Source organism: Salmonella sp. NW38, assembly GCF_051807745.1.
GTDB lineage: Bacteria > Pseudomonadota > Gammaproteobacteria > Enterobacterales > Enterobacteriaceae > Salmonella > Salmonella enterica.
The window spans coordinates 483001-499997 of sequence record NZ_JAMMTO010000001.1 but is presented as its reverse complement, the minus strand read 5'-3'; the positions used below and the strand labels follow the sequence as shown (position 1 = coordinate 499997).

The following is a 16997-nucleotide window of genomic DNA, read 5'->3' as shown; positions in this document are numbered from 1 at the left end:
ACGCAGATACGAAAAAGAACGCCTGTTAAGTGACAGTGTCACGTAAAGATTAGCCCCATAGTCTATGCTTGTTCTTCGGATGCTGTAGAGGTTATGGGTTAAACGGAGCGATAAATGAGTTCAAAAATTTTTTGCAAAAGCTGGGGGGCTGAATATATCGCCGCTGATGTTGTCCGCTTTCGTCTTTGGGCCACCGGTCAGCAAAAGGTTATGCTCAGGCTTGCGGGTAAAGACCAGGAAATGCAGGCGAGCGGTGACGGCTGGTTTACGCTGGACGTCTCCGGGGTGACGCCAGGTACGGAGTATAATTTTGTACTCAGCGATGGCATGGTGGTCCCCGATCCGGCTTCCCGCGCCCAAAAAACTGACGTCAACGGTCCGTCATATGTGGTTGATCCAGGCAGCTACGCGTGGCGCAACACCGGGTGGAAAGGTAGCCGTTGGGAGCAGGCCGTGGTGTACGAGATGCATACAGGCACGTTCACTCCGGAAGGCACCTTCCGCGCCGCAATAGCGAAGCTGCCTTATCTCGCTGAACTCGGCGTTACCGTTATTGAAGTGATGCCCGTTGCGCAATTTGGCGGCGAACGCGGCTGGGGCTATGACGGCGTACTGCTTTACGCGCCGCATTCAGCCTATGGGACGCCGGATGATTTCAAAGCGTTTATTGACGCCGCGCATGGGTATGGTCTTTCCGTCGTCCTGGATATTGTGCTGAACCATTTCGGCCCGGAGGGAAATTATTTACCGCTATTGGCACCGGCGTTTTTCCACAAAGAGCGCATGACGCCGTGGGGAAATGGTATCGCCTATGATGTCGACGCCGTGCGGCGCTATATCATCGAGGCGCCGTTATACTGGCTGACAGAATACCATCTCGACGGCTTACGCTTTGACGCTATCGATCAGATTGAAGACAGTAGCGCAAAGCATGTGCTGGTTGAAATCGCACAACGTATTCGGGAAGACATTACCGACAGACCCATTCATCTGACTACCGAAGATAGCCGCAATATTATTTCTCTGCATCCCCGTGATCAGGGTGGCAATGCGCCGCTGTTTACCGCCGAATGGAATGACGATTTTCATAATGCCGTCCACGTTTTTGCGACCGGAGAGACCCAGGCCTACTACAACGATTTTGCTGATGCCCCGGAAAAACACCTCGCAAGAGCGCTGGCCGAAGGATTCGCTTATCAGGGAGAAATTTCACCACAAACCGGCGAACCTCGCGGCGTAAAAAGTACCGGACAACCCCCGGTCGCCTTTGTGGATTTTATTCAGAATCACGATCAAGTCGGTAACCGCGCCCAGGGCGACAGACTGATAACCCTGGCAGGTGCTGAACGAACAAAAGTATTGCTCGCCACGTTGCTGCTTTCACCGCATATTCCGCTGCTTTTTATGGGCGAAGAGTATGGCGAAAGCCGTCCTTTTCTTTTTTTTACCGATTTCCATGGGGATTTAGCCCGCGCCGTTCGTGAAGGTCGCGCAAAAGAGTTTGCCGATCATGCAGGGGAAAATGTTCCGGACCCGAATGCGCCAGAGACCTTTCAACGCTCAAAACTTAACTGGAAGCAACAGCACAGTGAAGAGGGTAAAGCGTGGCTGGCGTTTACCCGCGAACTACTGCTTTTGCGCCAGAAGCATATCGTACCGCTGTTGTCCGCTGCCCGTGAGAGCTCAGGAACGGTATTGCAAACCGCGCCCGGGTTTATTGCCGTTAGCTGGCGTTTTCCGGGAGGAACACTGTCACTGGCGCTGAATATTAGCGCCACGACGGTATTACTGCCCGATTTACCGGGTAAGACTCTCTTCGCCTGGCCGAATGAATCCACCGGGTCGCTTTCCCAACATTCTCTTATTGTCCGCTTAGCCCAGGGAGAGTCTGCATCATGATCCCAACTGCAACGTATCGCCTTCAGTTTCGCAATGGCATGACCTTCGATCGCGCTGCGGCGCTGGTGCCTTATCTTAAAAATCTGGGTATCAGCCATCTTTATGCCTCACCCATCTTTACCGCCACCAAAGCGTCAACGCATGGTTATGATGTCACCGATGCGAATGAGATTGAGCCTTCTATTGGCGGGCGCGAAGGATTTGAAAGACTGGTGGCCGAACTTAAAGCGCAAGGTCTGGGATTGATCATCGATATTGTGCCTAATCACATGGCCAGCTCGCTGGAAAACGCCTGGTGGCGCGACGTGCTTGAATATGGCAAGGAGAGCCGTTACGCGCGCCATTTCGATATTGACTGGTCGCGCCGACTGACGCTGCCTTTTTTAGGCGACACGTTTGACGCCGTGCTGGAAAACGGAGAAATTGCGATCAAGCCCGATCCCGCTACGGGTAACCCCACGTTCGCCTATTATGATAACTATTATCCGCTTGCGCCGGCGACGTGGCAGGGGCGCGAGGCCGAAATACTGGCGCTTACCGATAAAGCCGCTATTGCTGATTTGCATGAGCGCCAGCCGTGGAAATTAATGTCCTGGCGCGATGCTGCTCGCTCGCTTTCATATCGGCGTTTCTTTGAGGTCACAGGGCTGGTAGGAATGCGGGTGGAAGATAAAACCGTCTTCGACGATACACATCGGCTGATTCTGGAGCTGGTCAGAACGGGGGCGGTTGACGGTTTACGTATCGATCATATCGACGGCCTTGTCGATCCGAAAGCCTATCTTGCGCGTTTACGTCAGGAAGTGGGGCCGGCGTGCTATATCACCGTGGAAAAAATTCTCGCTAAAGGCGAGCAACTTCCTGATGACTGGCCGGTTTCCGGCACCACAGGCTATGAATTCATCGCCTCGCTGGCGGAGGTGCTGGTTGACGATGAGAAGATAGACAATCTGCGCCAGGCTTACGAGACCGTAACAGGCGCGCCAGTGGATATGCGGGCGGAATTACGGGCAGCTAAATTGCTGATGGTCGATCGCAATTTCGAGGGGGAATTTACCCGGCTGCTCGCGCTTGCGCTGTCGATTGCCAGCGAGCTACAGATCGCACAGGAAGAGAGCGTCGTTCGGCAGGCGTTACGCGAGTTATTAATTGCCTTTCCCGTATATCGCACTTACGGCACGGCAGAAGGGCTACCGCCGACCGATATTTGCCTGTTACACCGTATTGTGGAACGGGTAAAGACGCTTGAAAACCCTCCGCAGCCAGAAGCGCTTACATTTCTGAGCCGCCTTCTTACCGGCGATGTTCCCACCTCCAGCCTGGAGGAGGCGACACAGTTTCGCATTCGGTTCCAACAACTCACCGGTCCGCTGATGGCGAAATCGGTAGAGGATACGCTTTTCTTTCGTCAAAACATGGGACTGGCGTTAAATGAAGTCGGCGCCGAGCCCGTCACGCATCACTTCTCCATTGAACGCTTTCACCATGAGATGAAAACCCGACAGGCGCGACAGCCTGATGCGTTATCCGGTACGTCGACCCACGATACCAAGCGAGGCGAGGATGCGCGAGCACGGCTGTATACGCTTACCGAAGCGCCGGAACAGTGGAGCGAATGCCTTGCCCGCTGGCGGCAGATGAACCAGACCCATGTCAAATTTTTGAATGATGGCACTGCGCCAAAATCGGCGGATACGTGGATGTTATATCAGGCGCTGACCGGCGTCTGGCCCCCGATGCTACAACCACAGGACGAAACAGGTTTAAACGCGCTGAAAATACGCTTTGAAGCCTTTGTGGAGAAAGCGCTACGCGAAGCGAAGCTACGTACCGATTGGGTGGACAGTAATGAGGCTTACGAAACGGCAATGCTTGATTACGCCCGTTATTTACTGGCGCCGGATAATCAGACATTTTTGCAGGATTTTTATCGTTCCTTGCAACCCTTCATCCGCGCAGGGCTGGTTAACAGCCTGACGCAGACCGTTATCAAATTAACCGCGCCGGGGGTACCTGATATCTATCAGGGGAGCGAGGCGTTAAATTTTAGTCTTGTCGATCCCGACAACCGCCGCGAACCGGATTTCGCCACGCTGGCGCAGCAGTTAGACCAACTAACGCCGGGAGTTTTCTCGCGCGAAGAGAGTTGGCTGAACGGGCAGGTGAATCAGTATGTCACAGCCGCATTACTGCGTCTGCGTCAGCAGAATCATGAGCTCTTCCGTTTTGGCGACTATATACCGCTGCGGGCTGTTGGTCAGCGTGCCGACAAGGTCATCGCTTACGCCAGAGTCAATCATGATGATGCGCTGATTGTTGTTGCGCCCCGACTGGTGTTCGCCGAATGTGACGGCTTATTGTCACAATCGCATAGCGGTTTCTGGTCAGGAACCGACATTATTATACCCGGACAGCTTAATCAGCATCGTTATCGCAATGTGCTTACCCAGGAGAGGTTAATGCCTGGTGAACACCTGTCGTTGGCCTCACATCAGGGCGGCGTACTGGTTTTAATGAGCGACTGAGTTTATGTGTTGATGTGCCGTGACAGGACAACGTTTACCGTGGGTGGAGAAAGAGAATGACAACAAACAGGGCTTTTGAAATCAGATCAGGATACAGCCATACGCTTGGCGCGAATTATGACGGCGAAGGCGTGAATTTCGCTATTTTTTCCGCCCATGCGGAACGCGTCGAGCTTTGTCTTTACGATCCGAGCGGGGAGCATGAAATCGCTCGTCTGGAGTTACCGGAGTATACCGACGAAATATGGCACGGCTATGTCCCGAAGTTGCAGCCCGGCGCGCTGTATGGGTACCGCGTTTACGGTCCTTATGACCCGGAAAATGGTCATCGCTTTAACCCCAACAAGCTGCTTATTGACCCTTATGCCCGTGAGCTGGTGGGCGATATTCAGTGGAACGATGCGCATTTCGCGTATCAATTACTTCATGACGATAAAGATTTGACCTTTGATGACCAGGATAGCGCGCCATTTACGCCTAAATGCCGGGTGATTGATCCGGCTGAGGCTAACTGGGAGGATAGACAACGGCCTTCCATACCGTGGTCGAACGCCATTATTTATGAAACGCATGTAAAAGGCTTTACCCAGCTTAATTCCGCGATCCCTGAGCCTCTACGCGGTACGTTTGAGGGCATGGGGCATAAAGCCAGCGTGGATTACATTAAAAGTCTGGGGATTACCTCCGTCGAGCTTTTACCCGTTCACTGGTTCCCGGACGATCAGCATCTGCTCGATAAAGGACTGAAAAATTTCTGGGGATACAACTCGCTGGGCTTTTTTGCACCGGCGACGCGCTACTATGGTCCAAAAGGTATTCAGGGATTCCGCGATATGGTGCGCGCTTTCCATGATGCCGGCATCGAAGTGATACTGGATGTGGTCTATAACCATACGGCAGAAGGGAATGAGCTTGGTCCCACGCTGTCATTTAAAGGTATCGATAACTTCTCTTACTATCGCACCATGCCCGATCAGCATCGCTATTACATTAACGATACAGGGACAGGTAATACCGTCAATACCTCTCATCCACGGGTACTGCAAATGGTGATGGATTCGCTTCGCTATTGGGCGGAGTCAATGCATGTCGACGGCTTCCGTTTTGATTTGGGCACCATTCTTGGTCGTGAGCCGGAAGGCTTTGATCAGAGAGGCGGCTTTTTTGATGCGGTAACGCAAGACCCGGTGCTGGCAAAACTGAAACTGATTGGCGAACCCTGGGATATCGGACCGGGCGGCTATCAGGTTGGCGGTTTTCCACCAGGGTGGGGCGAATGGAATGATAAATACCGCGATACGGTGCGCGAATACTGGAAAGGTGACAACGTCACAAATGATTTCGCTGCACGCCTGCTGGGTTCCGGCGATCTCTATGATTTGCGCGGCCGTCGCCCCTGGTCAAGCGTTAACTTTATTACTGCCCATGACGGCTTCACGCTGAACGATCTGGTGTCTTATAACGACAAACATAATGAAGCCAATGGCGAAGATAATAATGACGGGCATAATGATAACCGCTCCTGTAACTATGGCGCAGAAGGGCCAACCGACGACGAAGGCATCAATGCGATACGCGAGCAACAGAAACGTAATTTCCTGACCACCTTGCTTTTCTCGCACGGCACGCCGATGTTATTAGCGGGCGATGAGTTTGGCCGCAGTCAGATGGGCAATAACAATGGCTACTGTCAGGACAGTGAAATATCGTGGGTCCACTGGGATAATTTGCCGGAAACCGCCAATGCGCTACGGGAGTTTACCCGTCATCTGATTCAACTGCGCGCCACGCAACCGTTGCTGCGCCGGGAGAGCTGGCGTGACGGTCTGGAGATCCGCTGGTTTAACGCCGGCGGAGGGGCGCAGCAATCCGAACAATGGGATGAGGGATCGACGATAGGCGTATGTATTAGTCGACCCGATCTTCAGCCGGAAGCGGGGATCTGGCACGACGCCTTACTGCTTTTCAATCCGTTTGAAGGCAGCGTACCGTTCCGTATTCCGATGTGGGGAGAAAGCGGCTGGGTACTTGAACTGACGACTGCCGATAACGCGCAGCAGGGAATGCGGATTACCGAAGAAATGGATTTCGATCTGGCCGGGCGCAGTATCGTGTTATTCAGACGCCCCTGATAGTAAAACCGCGCTCCGGACCCAACCGGCCTTGATGGCCGGTTTTTTACTGGCGCTCAGGCGATATCATGCCGCAGAAATAACACCGGTGTCAGTTTACCGCCCGAAAAATTCATCCGCCTGTTGGTGTTGGTATTCCTTTGATTGTCTTCACCGATATTCGCTTCAGGCCGTCTATTGCCATTTCAAGGTAGGTACGTGGACATCCCAGATTTAAACGGATAAATCCGCTGCCCGCCGGGCCAAAGCCGCTGCCCATTGAAGGAGCAATACCCGCGACATCCGCCATTACCCATTTTAGCTGTTCGTCATCCAGTCCCAGTTTTTTACAATCCATCCATAATAAATAGGTTCCCTGCGCCGGGACAATTCTTGCCCAGGGAAGGTGCTCTGTCGCCTGTTCAACAAACCAGCGGCGGTTTTCCGCCAGGTAATCCAGTAGCGAATCCAGCCACTGTCTGCTTTCATTCCATGCGGTAGTCGCCGCCTGAACGGAGAGGGCGTTAAAGACGTCCAGCCCATGAGCGTCCAGACGAGACAGAAAACGCTGGCGAAGCGTAGGATCGGGAATGAGAAAATTAGAAATTCGCAACGACGATAAGCCAAATGTTTTGCTGGCCGCAGTGGCGGAGATGACCCGTTTATGCCAGCGCTCCCCTAAATGCAGTACCGAGGTAAAGGTTTCGCCGGGCAGCAATAGATCGGCCCATATTTCATCCGAGATGAGAGTGACATCATAAGCTTCACATAATAAAAGCAGTTGCTCCAGCTCGTTGGCCGACCAGCAACGCCCGGTTGGATTATGTGGATTACACAAAATCATCAGCGGAGGGCGCTCATGGCGAAACAGCCTTTCCAGTTGGCAAAAATCCATCTGGTAGCCATCGTCCGGCGACTCGCTAAGGGGATTCTCCAGCAGTTTTCTACCATTAAGCGTGATTATTTTGGCGAAGGAGCCATAGTATGGTCCCTGTACCACTACGCCGTCGCCTGGATGCGTCAACATTTGCACTAAGAGCGCCAACCCTGGTACGACGCCTTCCACGCTGCATACCCATTCCTGTTTTAACGTGAGCTGGTGGCGTGACGAAAACCAGTGAAGCAGGGCGTTAAAATAGGCCTCATCACGTTCACTATAGCCAAATACGCCGTGCTCGATTCGCTGATGCAATGCCGCCTGAACCTCAGGCGGGCAGGCAAAATCGAAATCAGAAACCCACATCGGCAGCAGTTTCCCTGCGCCATCGCCAAAGTGACGCTCAATAAAATCCCACTTTACCGAACCAGTATTGTTGCGATTGATAATCTGGTTAAAATCCATCTTGTTTCCTTATTATTTCGTCACTGACGTTTGCGGCGACTTTTCTGAAGCGGAGGCAGTTCTGGCAATACCAATTCCGCTAAAACCATAAATTAATGCGAAGAAGATCGCCGCATAGCACTGGATAGCCCAGGGCAGAAGATCAAGCGTGCTAACGCCCAGCGTGGTTGCCATGTAGACGCCAGCCGAAGTCCACGGCAGGAGAGGTTCGATAACGGTACCGGCATCTTCTATCGTCCGTGAAAGGTTTTTAGTATCCAGCCCCATACGACGATAGGCATCTTTAAACAGTTCGGCGGGAACTAACAATGCCAGTTTACCGTCGCTGGTCGCTCCTGTGACCAAAATTGTGGTGCCGATAGTGGCGGCAATGAGTTGACCAACGCTATGAATAATGGTCAGCAGTCGGTTAATGATGATCGTTAACGCGCCGGTTAACGTTAGCGCTCCGGCAAATGAAAAAGCGCAGAAAACTAACAGTATTGTTCCCATCATCGAGAACATTCCGCCCCGGTTTAGCAGGCGCGGAACATCGGCCACGACACCTTCTGCGCCTTGTGGGAACATGGCGATATCAAATCCATCAATGAAAGCGTCCAGTCCCTGTTTGATGCTCAGTCCCTGCATGATGACGCCGAGGAACAAGGCAAGTACGCAGGCGCTTAACATTAATGGGATGACAGGCTTCTTGCGAATTGCGCCCCACAGTACGATCACCGGCGGCAAAATAAGAACAATATTAAAATGGTATAGCGACTCCAGCGAGTGGATGATGTCCGTAACGCGCTGCGGCGTGGCCACCTCGCCCAGCATATTACTGTGTCCGGCGATAAGATAAACCACGGCGGCAAGCAGGAAACTTGGCAGGGTCGTCCAAAGTAAATGCTGAATATGCTCAAACAGAGTAGTATCTGCGACAATCGCGGCAAAGTTAGTCGAGTCGGACAAGGGTGAGATTTTGTCGCCGAAATAAGCGCCAGAAACGACGGCGCCAGCTGCTGCTGCAAGAGACACGTCCAGCCCGGCGGCAACCCCCATTAACGCAACGCCAACCGTCCCGGCGGACCCCCACGATGTACCGGTACAGACGGAGACCACGCTGGTTAAAAAGAAGGCTGCAATCAAAATATATTCCGGGCTTATGAGTTTTAGCCCCCAGTACACCATGTAGGGAATGGTGCCACTAAACATCCAGGTGCCAATCAAACCGCCCACGCAGATCAGGATCATGATAACCGGCATTGCTTTAGCCAGCTTATCCACCACTGAGTTGATGATGTCTTCCCAACAGTATCCTTGCCACCATGCAATGCCTGCCGCTACCGCCGCAGAGCACAGAAGGAGCGGTTCGATACGTAGCCCCATGATGCCGTAACCGATAATCAACAATAACAACATGGAGATGACTGGGATTAGCGCTAAACCCAATGACAGCGTTTTCTTCTTGTTTTGTGATGCACTCATAATGGAGCTCCGGTCAGTAAGGTAGCTCAAGGGTAGGGGGATACGCTTCTCACTACTGTGATCCATTACTTTCGTCCATGTAACCGATTACATGAGAAGGGTAAATTTGATAGTCATCACAGTTTTTACTGTTGACGACGCATTCATCGTGAAAAATAGGGCGCGACAGAATCGCGGATCACCAGTTCGGCATTGAAATGATTGCTGCTGGGCGGCGGCGTAATGCCCTGGTATAACTGTATCGCCAGTTGCGCGGCACAACGCGCCATTTGTTCGACCGGATAATGCATTGTTGTTAACGCCGGATAAAGATACCGGGCCAGCACCACATCATCAAAGCCGACAATAGAGAGCTGTTGCGGAAGCTGAACGCCGCGTTGATGAAGAATACGCATAATGCCAGCGGCCATCACATCGTTAAACGTGACCGCTGCCGTAAGGGGAAGCCCGCTATTGATAAGTTGATGCGCGGCCCGCTCGCCGCCTTCTTCGTTAAACGGAACGCTAATCACCCAGCGAGGGTCTGGAGAAATACCATATTCTTCCAGCGCCTCACGGTAACCATCAAGGCGTTCCTGACGATCAATAATTGGCAAGTCAGATGTCACACAGGCAATGCGCCGATGCCCGTTCGCCAGGAGATATCGGGTCGCTTCCCTGGCGGCGCTGCGATTTTCCAGCCAGATACACCGGTTGGCCATACCGGCGATATAACGATTAACAACAACCAGCGCTGGAAAATGGGCTGCGTAGCGCAGCAGCTCTTTATCCGGTAATCGGCTGGCGTGTACAACAATAGCCTCACAGCCTTGATTAACCAGAAAATCCAGTCCCGCTTTTTCCATTTCTTCGTCGTGGCCGCCGCTACATACCATCAAGCGATACTGCTGCTTACGAGAAACATCTTCTACGCCGCGAGCAAGGCGGGCAAAAAAAGGATCGGCCAGATTGCCGGTTAACAATCCGAGCATATCGCCGCTACGTTTCGCCAGCGCGATAGCGGCGGCATTCCGGCGATAATTGAGATCGCGCATGGCTTTCTCTACACGTTCGCGCGTGACGGGTTCAACCCACGCGGTCTGGTTAATGACGCGTGATACAGTCGCGGTTGATACACCGGCCATGGATGCAACATCCTTTATTGTCGCCATGTTAAGCTCATATTTGTTCGTTTAAAGGGTATCAAAGCCATTGATTATCATGTTACGTGGAAATCAGTGCAATCGCTGCGGCGCAGCCTGAATTTATAAACATTTTTAAAATCATCCTAAATCCTGGTAACTGCAAATTTTAGTAGCTACCTCAATGAGTTATTGACCACTGAATTTTCTACGATAACATGACTAACAATATACACATGATAAGAACCACTACACTGGGAAATCGTTGCGTGGTGGTTCGGAGATAGATGATGAGTAGTATTACAAAAAGCATACAGAATGAATATGTTTTATTGATGGAAAACGCTTTTTCTGAAAAATATAAATATGCATTTAGAAATTTAGAACTGAAAGAATTACGTAGATTCATCCTGAAAGAGCTAATTAGCTCTCCCGAGTTAGATAATCAACTTACAAACCTAATGGTGTTGCTAAATAAATTTTGGGATACTCACGCTGCGGCGCTTATAACAGAAGTGCGGGCGTCTAAAAGTTATCGATTATTACTTCCGATTCAACGGTTTGGTTATAACATATCTAATCACCTTAGATCTCTGGGAATTTATTTTGATAGCATCATAATGGTTGATCCATTACATTTTCCTTCTCTTAGCTCTCTGCATTCATTTTTGTCATTGCCACCAGATAATAGTTATGTCCGCATGCGCAGGTTGGTATTACTTGAACATGTTTCCAATCTATTTCGCGCCATCCCATTTATGACTATTGATGATGATTATCCAATTTTTCTAATCGTTCCTGAATTACTAGATTTTGATAAAGAACGCAATCATGAACAATCTGCCGCTTTTCTAAGTCAGCTCTTTTTTAAAGATAGAAAAATGGATTACGCTACTTATTTAGCGTTTCTTGAGCACTTTGGGAGAAATGAAGAAACATTCCAGAAGATCCTAATAAATAAAGAATTATTAAAAACATTGCTTAATAATTTCAATAACATCGAAAAAGAAGTCTGGGTTTACGATACAGATTTAAAGAGTTTTACAACAAGAGAGGTAGATCTTCTGGATTACGATCTGCCGTCAGCTATAGGAACCTTACTGGGTAAGGTTGAAGGTGCAATTTATGCACAGCGATCAACTCAATTATCGGCAACACTATTAGGCATTGATCCAGTTATTTATAGTAACCATATGTTTTTACATGAATGGACTACGGAGCAGTTGGTCAAGGATTATGGTAAATTAAATCCTCTTTCTTCTGAAGAGCAAGCGATTACAATGGGCCTTTCAGCCGCGGAAGTAAAATTCCTTACTGCGCTTTCCGATCTGGAATTAAAAAAGATTAGAGAAAGAGGTCAACTGGAATCCTTAAGGCATGAACTAAGAATCTCGAGGCATGACTTGCAAGGAAAAACACCAGATCAAATGCAAGATGCGGCAAATAATTTTTCAAAACATTTAATCAATGTGGTCGAAGAGTATGGAAAGTCGCATGAATCAGCCATTAAGAATTCAAAGAAAAAAAAGATCTCATCTGGATTAATTTTTGCAGGAACAGCCACGTTAGGTATAGCTTCACTTGCCATGCCGCAATTGACATTACTTTCAGCAGCAGCAACGGGAATTGGCCTGGCCTTTGGAGGTAAAAGTCTGGCAGATATTTTTAGTGAACATAAAGCACATAAAAATGAAATCCAGATATTAGAAAAAACACCCGTATCGCTTTTGTATGGGGCATATAAAAAGAAATAGTCATACTGTGTATACCGTCTGGTAGCGGAAGTCAGTTTTTGAAGCAATTGTCGTAAAGTTACTCAAACAATCATTTCGGCTTTGCTGATAAGCACAGCGGCTTGTCCGGTGGTGAGCCGGTAGTCACAGGGTAGGGGAGGAATACAGCCTATGGCGTTTCAATGTCTGAAAACACTACCACATCTTGTGTCAGAGGGCCGCTGCGCGCCAGGCCGTTTCGCAAAGTTCGATTATTTTTGCAGTGTTCTGCCCTTAACAAATGGCCAGCTCGTTCACGACCTCAGCTACGCTCTTGATGCTGCGGATATTTCCAATGCCCGTGCCCAGCGCAATGTATCCTTCATCTGTATTACCTTCCAGCATGCCGATACGCAACCCGCGTAAACCTCCCATCGTCTGGGCCAGTTCTTCATTGCTTGCACCAGCTTTATCCATCGACACGAGCTTGTCAGCCAGCTTGCCAGGAAGTGAGCGGTAGTAATCTGGCAGGGTACGGAAAAGCAGCAAATCCAGGCCGTTAGCATTAATGATTTTATCCTTTACTGACTGTGGTACACGACTTTCTTCTGTCCCAATAAACACCGAACCAGCAAAGACACCCTCTGCTCCCAGCGCATGGGCAGCACGGGCGGTACGGCTATCGGTAATCCCGCCTGCAGCCATGACGGGAACACTCTTCACCGAGTCCGCAATCAGCGGCACGATCGAAAAGGTGCCAAGAGCGGTGCCAGGCAATGTGCCACCTTCATCAAAACCTGTTGCAACAATAATGTCGGCGCCGGCTTTTTCCGCTAAACGTGTATTTTCAGGTGTCGGATTAATATCGCGGTAAATAATTGCAATACCCGACGCTTTTAGTTCATTAAACAGCGAAGTGATAATAGCTCCTTCTCCGTAACCGGTATAAACAACAGCTTTTACTCCCTCTTCCTTTATTACCTGTAGGATAGGCGGAGTCCAGATGTCGTTTTCAGGGGTTGGAATAAGGTTCACCCCGAATGGTTTTTCGGTAAGTTTTTTGGTTTTACGAATTTCTTCACGCATTTTTTCTGCTGTTTCTTCAGGCGTTGATACAGCAGTTTCCGCTGTTAAGCCCGCATTTGGGCCAAGCACACCCAAACCACCGGCGTTGCTTACGGCTGCAACCAGTCTTGCATCGGTAAGCCAGGACAATGGGCCTTGTATAACAGGTTTTTCGATACCCAGAATCTGGCAGATACGGTTGTACTTCATGACGTGATCTCCTTCGAACAAATTTTCAGCCAGCCTTTTAGGCGACTGTGGTAGTTAATTAATCTGAAGAAGATCTTAAGCCTCTTTATTGTTACGAAAAACTATCCAATCTTTAAAACAGAATTACTGATAAAGTAACAATAGCCAGGTCGGATATGCACGAAAGAGCGTTATCAGAGATGTGCATCCGGACCAAAAACCTCGCACAGCCAGTCGATGAATACACGAACTTTAGGTGCCAGATACCGACGATCCGGGTAAAGCAGTGAAACCGGTTTTGGCGGGGGCGGGAAATCAGTGAGGATCTCTGTCAGCTCTCCACTGGCAATAAAGGGTGCAAGCGACGGACGCAATCCGTGTAGAATCCCCAACCCCGCCAGCCCACATGAAAGAAACGCTTCTGAATTGTCTACCAGGATGCTGGAGGGAACTTTTATTGACGCAATACTGCCATCAACCGTGAATTTCCACTCCATTATCTGCAGGCTGTGATTACTGAAAAAATTTACAGCCCGGTGGGACGTCATCAGCTCATCGATAGAGTGCGGCGTGCCATGCTTCGCAAGATAAGATGGCGCAGCACAGGTCACCATGGCTGCCGTTCCCAGACGTCTGGCAACAAAACTGGAGTCATTAAGCTCACCAAGTCGGATGACGCAGTCCACACGCTCGGCAATCAAATCAATCTTGCGATCGGACGTACCAAGTACAATCTCAATATCCGGGTATCGGTTCTGAAAATCTCCAAGAGCCGGAATGATGACTGCCCGGGCGAGTGTAATAGGGACGTCAAGGCGCAGGCGACCTTTCGGCGGTTGCGTGCGGGAAAATAATCGCCGGACGTCGTCCAGCTCACTTAAGAGCGACAGGCAACGCTGGTAAAACTCTTCCCCTTCATCCGTCATACTGACCTGTCGTGTTGTACGATGCAGGAGCTTAACGCCCAGATCATGTTCCAGATTCTGAACGGCGCGGGTAACAGCAGGGCGGTGCAGTTCAAGCACCTCCGCCGCGCGGATAAAGCTCCCTTGCTCTACCACATTGACATAAATATTCATGGCTTCCAGCATATTCAGCTGCATCTGTTCTTAGTCCTCAACCATTATTTGTGTCGAAGGGGGAAGCTCCTTATAACATTCCTGTCTGCTGGAACATATCCCTTTCTGAGCTGATTGTTTTATCTGGAGTAACATACTGCTATCGATATATGACTTTTACCGGGTGGTTGAGGTAAGACATGTCATTTGTAAAATCGCTACCAATTCTTCGCAACCTTTTTGGATGTTCGGCGGCGTCGTATACAAAAACAAACAGGCCAGGCGATACGGTTACGCATGTGCAGGTCATGCCAGGCGCGACGTTAATATACGAACCGATTATGTTTGACCGCCGCCGGTGTAGGTGGCGAGTGTGAATGCAAGATATTGGCAGACAGTGAATAATCAAACCTCATGAAATGAGGTTCCCATTGATTTTTTAGCCCATGTCAGCGCATGGAAAAAAGCCCGTCATTAAAACGGGAACTGTCGGAAATGGCTGTTGAGTCCTACGGCGATGCCGTGTTATCTGCAGCGCGTGAAACAGGCCTTGATGAAAAGAGTTTTACGTCTGAAATGCCGTGGGCGCTCGCTGATACGCTGCGCGACGATTTCATCCTGGACTGACACACTGACAATGACGAACCGAACACAATAGCCGGTTTTTTTATGCCTGAGCGGCGTGTGCTGCGTGAAATCGTGTGCAGGAATAGCGGGTGCAAATCAACAGAATTCGCTCAGCGTCACGGCAGGGAAGGGATCAAACTTATGGGCCAGAAGTTTTTTGACATGCACGAATCCAGCCGCCTTAACATGTCTTTTAAATGTTCTGGTGCATTTAACATAATATACATTATGCGCATTAGAATGGCAGAGGGCGAAAAGCAGTCCCCCAGCGTGAATCAGTATACAACCAGCGACCAGACCTGGCAGACGCAATGAGCATACCTATCGTGAACTCCGGCACCTGAGGAATATCGTTTTTGCGAAACGGATTAAGCAAATGCTTTAGCGGTGGTTCTGGCGGATAGTATGTTGTGATCGAGAAATTCCCTTTATCTACATTGAATGTCGTAAAAAAATCATCCATCAATGCCAGTGCTTCATCATCTTCTAACCGTAAATCTGAATCCAAATCTGTTGACGGTGTCAGTTCTTTTTTCTTAAAGAGGTAAATTCCATCATGGCTTCTTACCAGTTCATAAATCCGCTGTTCAAGAGCATCACTTACCATATCTCTGGCAATACGGTTGTAATCCCTGCCTGCGACACGTCAGAGGCCAGAATAATCCATCCGACTGTTCAGCAAGGCCACCAAGTAAAATAATATCACCATCTGCAAGGCTGACTTCGGTTGTTACATCACGCTTGATAAGGGTTGGCGAGTTATTAACGCCGGTTTCAGTGGTCACAAGCGAGGTTCTGGACATCTGAACTTAGCCTTGAAAAAACCGTCAGCTGCCCGCATCACTGACCGGGCTGGCGCTGAATCCCCTTCGTGAAGGATGCTTTTATTAGTACTATTAAAGGTGCTATATTTAGTCATCAACCAGGAGGTAAATTATGGCATTTCAAATTTTAACGACTACTGCAGCAAGCATTACAGAACTGAAACGTGATCCAATGGGAACTTTCAATGCCGGAGATGGCGCTCCAGTTGCCATTCTTAACCGTAATGAACCGGCTTTCTACTGTGTGCCTCCGGCACTTTATGCTCATCTTATGGATATTCTTGAGGATGAAGAACTCGGTCGTATTATCGATGAGCGTGCGAATGAACGCGTCATTGAGGTCAACATTGATGACTTATAAGCTGGCATTTAACGAATCAGCACTAAAAGAGTGGAAAAAACTGGGTCATACCATACAGGAACAGTTTAAAAAAAAGCTAAGGGAACGGCTTGAAAACCCTCGGGTTCCGGCTTCTCAATTACATGGAAGAAAGGATCAGTACAAAATTAAGCTGCGTGGTGCAGGATACAGACTGGTGTACAGCGTCGAAGATGAAATTATCACGGTAACTGTCATTGGTGTTGGAAAGCGTGAAAATGATGCCGTCTACAAAGTGACACAACACAGAAGCTAATCACTCAGGAAATGCTCTCTTTCCCCGTCAAGCGATACGACAAACAGGCTCAGTTCTTTTATGTGACTGCACCTTGACATATGTCACGTATATGAAACTATGGCCTACGTTGTGTATGGTAGGCAGTCACACAGACGGCACGCCGGAGCCTGATTTTCAAAAACAAGTGAGGCTTGCTTTTGAAAACCTGAAAGCAACACTGACTGCAGCAGGATGCACATTCGATGACATAGTGGATGTCACCACATTCCATACCGATCCAGAGCAACAACTTAACGACGTTATGGCGGTGAAACAGGAGATATTTGCCCATCCCCCTTATCCTAACTGGACCGCTGTTGGCGTTACCTGGCTGGCCGGCTTTGATTTCGAAATAAAGGTTATTGCCCGAATCCCCTGATGCTTATTCTCGGTAAAACCGGTAG

General features: G+C 49.6%; 13 protein-coding genes and 2 pseudogenes. 8 read left to right on the top strand and 7 right to left on the bottom strand.

Annotated elements, in window-relative coordinates; genetic code table 11:
• Positions 1-114: 114 nt before the first annotated feature.
• The 3 genes from treZ to glgX are packed head-to-tail and all read left to right on the top strand — an operon-like array spanning position 115 to position 6556.
• A complete protein-coding gene (gene treZ, locus NA624_RS02610; RefSeq protein WP_000095560.1) occupies positions 115-1899 on the top strand; it encodes a malto-oligosyltrehalose trehalohydrolase in 1785 nt (594 codons plus the stop codon).
• Entirely contained in the window at positions 1896-4424 is a 2529-nt protein-coding gene (gene treY / locus NA624_RS02605; RefSeq protein WP_000613163.1) for a malto-oligosyltrehalose synthase, read from the top strand. Before treZ ends, treY begins: the two co-directional genes overlap by 4 nt.
• Positions 4425-4480: 56 nt before the next feature.
• A complete protein-coding gene (gene glgX / locus NA624_RS02600) occupies positions 4481-6556 on the top strand; it encodes a glycogen debranching protein GlgX (RefSeq protein WP_000210591.1) in 2076 nt (691 codons plus the stop codon).
• A 112-nt stretch (positions 6557-6668) separates the two neighbouring features.
• Here the strand turns inward: glgX and NA624_RS02595 are convergent, their stop codons facing one another.
• The 3 genes from NA624_RS02595 to NA624_RS02585 form a co-directional block, all read right to left on the bottom strand.
• Positions 6669-7877, bottom strand: coding sequence for a MalY/PatB family protein (locus tag NA624_RS02595; RefSeq protein ID WP_000347157.1), 1209 nt, complete (start codon positions 7875-7877; stop codon positions 6669-6671).
• 12 nt (positions 7878-7889) lie between these two features.
• Positions 7890-9341 carry a Na+/H+ antiporter NhaC gene (nhaC, locus tag NA624_RS02590; protein WP_001276632.1) on the bottom strand — a complete coding sequence of 484 codons (1452 nt, stop codon included), beginning with the start codon at positions 9339-9341 and terminating at the stop codon, positions 7890-7892.
• A gap of 143 nt (positions 9342-9484) precedes the next feature.
• The gene (locus NA624_RS02585; RefSeq protein WP_000201080.1) at positions 9485-10492 is read right to left on the bottom strand and encodes a LacI family DNA-binding transcriptional regulator; all 1008 of its coding nucleotides are present in this window, start codon (positions 10490-10492) and stop codon (positions 9485-9487) included.
• A gap of 257 nt (positions 10493-10749) precedes the next feature.
• Here NA624_RS02585 and NA624_RS02580 point away from each other — a divergent pair, with 257 nt between their 5' ends.
• The gene (locus tag NA624_RS02580) at positions 10750-12216 is read left to right on the top strand and encodes a hypothetical protein (protein ID WP_000987832.1); all 1467 of its coding nucleotides are present in this window, start codon (positions 10750-10752) and stop codon (positions 12214-12216) included.
• Between the two features lie 252 nt (positions 12217-12468).
• Here NA624_RS02580 and NA624_RS02575 read toward each other — a convergent pair whose 3' ends face one another.
• Positions 12469-13449, bottom strand: coding sequence for an NAD(P)H-dependent flavin oxidoreductase (locus tag NA624_RS02575; RefSeq protein WP_000876807.1), 981 nt, complete (start codon positions 13447-13449; stop codon positions 12469-12471).
• Between the two features lie 173 nt (positions 13450-13622).
• A complete protein-coding gene (locus NA624_RS02570; RefSeq protein ID WP_001176637.1) occupies positions 13623-14531 on the bottom strand; it encodes a LysR family transcriptional regulator in 909 nt (302 codons plus the stop codon).
• A 411-nt stretch (positions 14532-14942) separates the two neighbouring features.
• On the opposite strand from NA624_RS02570, the gene NA624_RS02565 reads away from it, so the two are divergent.
• Entirely contained in the window at positions 14943-15113 is a 171-nt protein-coding gene (locus tag NA624_RS02565; protein ID WP_000415762.1) for a DUF29 family protein, read from the top strand.
• 235 nt (positions 15114-15348) lie between these two features.
• Here the strand turns inward: NA624_RS02565 and NA624_RS02560 are convergent, their stop codons facing one another.
• The gene (locus tag NA624_RS02560; protein WP_000253080.1) at positions 15349-15720 is read right to left on the bottom strand and encodes a DUF1493 family protein; all 372 of its coding nucleotides are present in this window, start codon (positions 15718-15720) and stop codon (positions 15349-15351) included.
• 58 nt (positions 15721-15778) lie between these two features.
• A pseudogene (locus NA624_RS02555) lies at positions 15779-15901 on the bottom strand (type II secretion system protein GspD); the annotation flags it as partial.
• A gap of 148 nt (positions 15902-16049) precedes the next feature.
• Here NA624_RS02555 and NA624_RS02550 point away from each other — a divergent pair.
• From NA624_RS02550 to NA624_RS02540, 3 genes and pseudogenes are all read left to right on the top strand, one after another.
• Positions 16050-16298 carry a type II toxin-antitoxin system Phd/YefM family antitoxin gene (locus tag NA624_RS02550; protein ID WP_000885424.1) on the top strand — a complete coding sequence of 83 codons (249 nt, stop codon included), beginning with the start codon at positions 16050-16052 and terminating at the stop codon, positions 16296-16298.
• Entirely contained in the window at positions 16288-16572 is a 285-nt protein-coding gene (locus NA624_RS02545) for a type II toxin-antitoxin system RelE family toxin (protein ID WP_000221344.1), read from the top strand. The genes NA624_RS02550 and NA624_RS02545 overlap by 11 nt, the downstream gene beginning before the upstream one ends.
• A 118-nt stretch (positions 16573-16690) precedes the next feature.
• A pseudogene (locus NA624_RS02540) lies at positions 16691-16972 on the top strand (RidA family protein); the annotation flags it as partial.
• Positions 16973-16997: the final 25 nt, after the last annotated feature.

Bases quoted from the DNA above. Each gene is read 5' to 3' on its own strand.
- nhaC (WP_001276632.1), bottom strand. From the start codon at position 9,341: ATGAGTGCATCACAAAACAAGAAGAAAACGCTGTCATTGGGTTTAGCG.
- NA624_RS02545 (WP_000221344.1), top strand. From the start codon at position 16,288: ATGACTTATAAGCTGGCATTTAACGAATCAGCACTAAAAGAGTGGAAA.
- NA624_RS02575 (WP_000876807.1), bottom strand. From the start codon at position 13,449: ATGAAGTACAACCGTATCTGCCAGATTCTGGGTATCGAAAAACCTGTT.
- glgX (WP_000210591.1), top strand. From the start codon at position 4,481: ATGACAACAAACAGGGCTTTTGAAATCAGATCAGGATACAGCCATACG.
- NA624_RS02595 (WP_000347157.1), bottom strand. From the start codon at position 7,877: ATGGATTTTAACCAGATTATCAATCGCAACAATACTGGTTCGGTAAAG.
- NA624_RS02565 (WP_000415762.1), top strand. From the start codon at position 14,943: ATGGAAAAAAGCCCGTCATTAAAACGGGAACTGTCGGAAATGGCTGTT.
- NA624_RS02550 (WP_000885424.1), top strand. From the start codon at position 16,050: ATGGCATTTCAAATTTTAACGACTACTGCAGCAAGCATTACAGAACTG.
- NA624_RS02585 (WP_000201080.1), bottom strand. From the start codon at position 10,492: ATGGCGACAATAAAGGATGTTGCATCCATGGCCGGTGTATCAACCGCG.
- NA624_RS02570 (WP_001176637.1), bottom strand. From the start codon at position 14,531: ATGCAGCTGAATATGCTGGAAGCCATGAATATTTATGTCAATGTGGTA.
- NA624_RS02560 (WP_000253080.1), bottom strand. From the start codon at position 15,720: ATGGTAAGTGATGCTCTTGAACAGCGGATTTATGAACTGGTAAGAAGC.
- NA624_RS02580 (WP_000987832.1), top strand. From the start codon at position 10,750: ATGATGAGTAGTATTACAAAAAGCATACAGAATGAATATGTTTTATTG.
- treY (WP_000613163.1), top strand. From the start codon at position 1,896: ATGATCCCAACTGCAACGTATCGCCTTCAGTTTCGCAATGGCATGACC.
- treZ (WP_000095560.1), top strand. From the start codon at position 115: ATGAGTTCAAAAATTTTTTGCAAAAGCTGGGGGGCTGAATATATCGCC.